General features: G+C 74.9%; 1 protein-coding gene. It reads left to right on the top strand.

The annotated features are described in order from the left end of the window. Positions 1–208: 208 nt before the first annotated feature. Positions 209–856: SAM-dependent methyltransferase (locus tag C667_RS23470; RefSeq protein WP_039923115.1), on the top strand; the 648-nt coding region annotated here is incomplete at its 3' end.

The following is an 856-nucleotide window of genomic DNA, read 5'->3' as shown; positions in this document are numbered from 1 at the left end:
GCCGCCGGCGTGCAGCCGGCGTGCGATCGCCGCGCCGACGCGGCGCGCGGCACCGGTCACCAGGATCAGCGGCGCCGCGGCGGGAGCGGTATCGGGTTCGGAGGGGGACGTGCGCATCGGATCCACCGTGAGGCCCGGATCTGGCCGGGCGGTTGGGCGGGCGTGCCGCTACAATCGCGGCCTCGCCCTCGTGTCCTGCAGAACGATCATGTCTTCATTGCCCCAGCCCTCCGCCGACGCGCTCGCCCAGAGCGCCCGCCTGCTCGAACACATCGAGGCCGAGCTGGCCGCGGCAGGAGGCTGGATCCCGTTCGCGCGCTACATGGAGCTCGCGCTCTACGCGCCGGGGCTGGGGTATTACAGCGGCGGCGCGCGAAAGTTCGGCCCCGGCGGCGATTTCATCACCGCGCCCGAGCTTACCCCGCTTTTCGGCCAGGCGCTCGCCGCCCAGGTCGAGCAGGTGATGCGCGCCAGCGCGCGCGCGCTGATCGAGGTCGGCGCCGGCACCGGCCTGCTCGCCGCCGACCTGCTGCTCGAGCTCGAGCGCCGCGACTGCCTGCCCGAGCGCTACGGCATCCTCGAGCTCTCGGGCGAGCTGCGCGAGCGCCAGTTCGATACTCTCGCCGCGAAGGCGCCCCACCTGGCGGCGCGCGTGCACTGGCTGGACGCGCTGCCGGAGCGCTTTGCCGGCGCGGTGGTGGCCAACGAGGTGCTCGACGTGATGCCGGTGCATCTGGTGGTGTCGCGCGCCGAGGGGCTCTTCGAGCGCGGCGTCGCCATCGCCGCGGATGCGGCGGGGGTGCGCCGGCTGTGCTGGGCGGACGTGCCGGCGGCGGGCGCGGTGGCCGAGGGCGCG

Origin of the sequence: Thauera phenylacetica B4P, from assembly GCF_000310225.1 — a bacterium.
Taxonomy (GTDB): domain Bacteria; phylum Pseudomonadota; class Gammaproteobacteria; order Burkholderiales; family Rhodocyclaceae; genus Thauera; species Thauera phenylacetica.
This window is presented reverse-complemented; position numbering and strand designations above follow the sequence as displayed.